Annotated in this window: 4 protein-coding genes; 3 read left to right on the top strand and 1 reads right to left on the bottom strand. The window is 39.6% G+C overall.

The features are described 5' to 3' along the window. Positions 1-116 precede the first annotated feature (116 nt). Complete coding sequence (locus ACR2F7_RS11120; RefSeq protein WP_432713635.1) at positions 117-725, bottom strand: hypothetical protein; 609 nt, start codon at positions 723-725, stop codon at positions 117-119. 79 nt (positions 726-804) lie between these two features. Between ACR2F7_RS11120 and ACR2F7_RS11115 the strand changes: the two genes are divergently transcribed. From ACR2F7_RS11115 to rplC, 3 genes are all read left to right on the top strand, one after another. Continuing rightward, on the top strand, positions 805-1,644 hold the full coding sequence (locus ACR2F7_RS11115; RefSeq protein ID WP_432713634.1) for a sulfite exporter TauE/SafE family protein: 840 nt from the start codon (positions 805-807) through the stop codon (positions 1,642-1,644). A gap of 39 nt (positions 1,645-1,683) precedes the next feature. Continuing rightward, the gene (locus tag ACR2F7_RS11110; protein WP_432713633.1) at positions 1,684-2,079 is read left to right on the top strand and encodes a DUF1634 domain-containing protein; all 396 of its coding nucleotides are present in this window, start codon (positions 1,684-1,686) and stop codon (positions 2,077-2,079) included. Positions 2,080-2,263: 184 nt separating this feature from the next. Next, positions 2,264-2,881, top strand: coding sequence for a 50S ribosomal protein L3 (gene rplC / locus ACR2F7_RS11105; protein ID WP_432713632.1), 618 nt, complete (start codon positions 2,264-2,266; stop codon positions 2,879-2,881). The last annotated feature ends 36 nt before the right edge of the window (positions 2,882-2,917 follow it).

The following is a 2,917-nucleotide window of genomic DNA, read 5'->3' as shown; positions in this document are numbered from 1 at the left end:
AGGTAACTGATCAATTAGCTTTTGGTAACCTTAAGATCAGGAGATGTAAAAAGTACTAAAAAAGAAAAGGGTGTATCATCTAAATAATGGTACACCCTTTTTTAATTCTGGCAAAATTAGCGTCCAGTGCTTCTGTATTCTTCAAATTTATTACGCTCGTCCTGAAGTTCTCTGGCCAACTTTTTTTCTTTGTCGTTAGCTTTTACTTTATAACTCTGGTACTCCGCAGAGATCTCATTATATAAATTAGACCTGTATTTAGCTTCGTGCAGCAGTTTTGTGGAGCGGAAGATGATGATGGCAAGGGCAAGAGCCATGATAATAATCAAGGTCCAGACTATGGTGTTGTAACTGGATTTGCTAAAGGAAATACCCAAAAAAGTAATCTCGTTGAGCTTTGCTTTAGAGGTTGTCAGTGCGGTCTCATTGCCATCAATCAATTCTTTGAGGTCAATAATGCTTTTCTGCTGCTCCGCAATTTTTGTTCTTGCTTTGTATAATTCTTTACGCTCTGAACTCAAAGTATCTTTTACATTTCGCCATAATGTTGTTAACCGTGCAGGGTTAACCATTTTATAACCATCGAGGGTTCTGGACTTGCCGAGCAGCAGCTGGTATTGACCTTGCAGTGAAGAATCTACCTTGGTACTGTCTTGCGCCAGACTGGTCTGAGATAAACATATCATGCCTAACAGGGCAATAAGGGGAAGTATAAATTTTTTCATAGCTTTTTGTTGTTCTGTTAATTTAACAATAAAAATTTAATTTTATTGTGTTCTATTTGTAGTTGGTATATTTGTGCCAATGTCTGTACTTTTATTCACAGTTATCATTCTTATTGGTGCATTTCTTGCCGGTTTAGTTGGTTCTTTAACCGGCTTAGGGGGTGGAGTGATCATAATTCCATTGCTCACCCTGGCCCTTGGGGTAGATATTCATTACGCCATTGGTGCTTCTATTGTGTCTGTAATTGCAACCTCCTCTGGTTCTGCAGCAGCCTATGTTAAAGAAGGAATTACCAACATCAGGATAGGGATGTTTTTAGAAATTGCAACCACCATCAGTGCCATTTTCGGTGCTGTGATTACCATCTATATTAACCCGGGCTATATAGCCGTTATCTTTGGCTTAATCTTAATGTTTTCGGCAGTAATGATGGTTAGAAAAAAAGTAGACAATTCTGATAATGTAACCACCAGTAAGCTGGGTAATATTTTCAGGCTTAACGGTAGCTATCCAACGGCAGAAGGTGTGAAATATTATGCGGTGCATAACGTAGTGGGTGGCTTTATCATGATGTTCTTTGCCGGAATCATTTCTGGTTTATTAGGAATAGGCTCGGGGGCATTAAAGGTATTGGCGATGGATAATATTATGCGGCTGCCTTTCAAAGTGTCTACCACCACAAGTAATTTTATGATGGGGGTAACTGCTGCGGCCAGTGCGGTGGTTTACCTGCACCGCGGACAAATTGTACCGGGTATTGCCATGCCGGTAACTATTGGTGTTTTATGTGGGGCAACAGTAGGGGCAAAGATCCTGGTGCGTACGCAAACCGATAAGTTAAAAATTATATTTGCCATTGTGGTTGTTTTTCTGGCCCTGCAAATGATTTATAACGGACTCTCCGGACAGTTAAGCTAATGATGGCCACAGCCAACTCCATAAAGAAGAATTAAAGCAATGAAAACAAGCACAGAACATGAACAATCAGATCAGGACACGCAAGTTATCCTGGGCACGCTTTTGCGGGTAGGGGTTATGCTTTCTATGGCTGTAGTTTTATTGGGTGGCCTGCTTTACCTGATTGGTCACCATAAAGAGGTGGTAGATTACAGTGTATTTATCCCTTCGGCAAATAAATACAGCGCTATTGACGTCATTTTTACAGGGTTAAAGTCAATGGACAGTGCTGCAATTATACAATTTGGTACACTTTTATTAATTTTCACCCCCATTATGAGGGTTGTTTTTTCTGTCTTCAGCTTTTTAATTGAGAAGGATTATCTTTATGTGCTAATTGGTTTATTTGTGCTGTGTGTAATCCTGTTCAGTTTAAGCAATAAATTGGTTGGTTAAAAATATTTTCGCTTTCCTCAGTTTCCTGCCTTCCTCAAAAATATTACAGTTATTTTGAAAAATAAATCGCTAACTGTTTGAAAATTAAGATTTCTTTCTTATTTTTGCCCTCCCTTAACGGGAATGTATATCCACCTTGAACGAAGCCCTACTGCTTCGATGGGTGTTAAATTAAAAATAGAAAATGTCAGGTATTATTGGAAAAAAAGTAGGAATGACCAGCATATTCGACGCTGATGGTAAGAACATACCATGTACAGTGATCGAAGCTGGGCCTTGTGTTGTAACACAGGTAAAGACCGAAGAGAAAGACGGTTACGTTTCAGTTCAATTGGGTTTTAGCGAAGCCAAAGAAAAGAACACAACCATGCCCTTGAGAGGCCACTTTGCGAAAGCAAACACTACCCCAAAACGTAAATTAGTTGAATTTGAGCCGTTTGAAGATTCGTTGACCTTAGGGGATACAATCACGGTTAGCATTTTCAATGAAGGCGATTTTGTGGATGTTGTTGGTACATCAAAAGGTAAAGGATTTCAAGGTGTTGTTAAACGCCACGGATTTGGTGGTGTAGGTGGTCAAACCCACGGTCAACACAATAGAGGTCGTGCACCGGGTTCATTAGGTGCTGCTTCTTATCCAGCTCGTGTATTTAAAGGTATGCGTATGGCGGGTAGAATGGGTGGTGACAGAGTAAAAGTTCAGAATTTACAAATTTTGAAAGTTTATGCTGATCAAAACCTTTTGGTAGTTAGTGGTTCCGTACCGGGAGCTAAAGGTTCTTACGTAATCTTAGATAAGTAAGCAGATGGAAGTTAAAGTATTAAACATTTCAGGAAA

The organism is Pedobacter sp. (assembly GCF_045628745.1).
Classification (GTDB): domain Bacteria; phylum Bacteroidota; class Bacteroidia; order Sphingobacteriales; family Sphingobacteriaceae; genus Pedobacter.
This window is presented reverse-complemented; position numbering and strand designations above follow the sequence as displayed.

Excerpts from the sequence above, each read along its gene's own strand:
- ACR2F7_RS11120 (WP_432713635.1), bottom strand. The coding sequence starts at position 725 with ATGAAAAAATTTATACTTCCCCTTATTGCCCTGTTAGGCATGATATGT.
- ACR2F7_RS11115 (WP_432713634.1), top strand. The coding sequence starts at position 805 with ATGTCTGTACTTTTATTCACAGTTATCATTCTTATTGGTGCATTTCTT.
- ACR2F7_RS11110 (WP_432713633.1), top strand. The coding sequence starts at position 1,684 with ATGAAAACAAGCACAGAACATGAACAATCAGATCAGGACACGCAAGTT.
- rplC (WP_432713632.1), top strand. The coding sequence starts at position 2,264 with ATGTCAGGTATTATTGGAAAAAAAGTAGGAATGACCAGCATATTCGAC.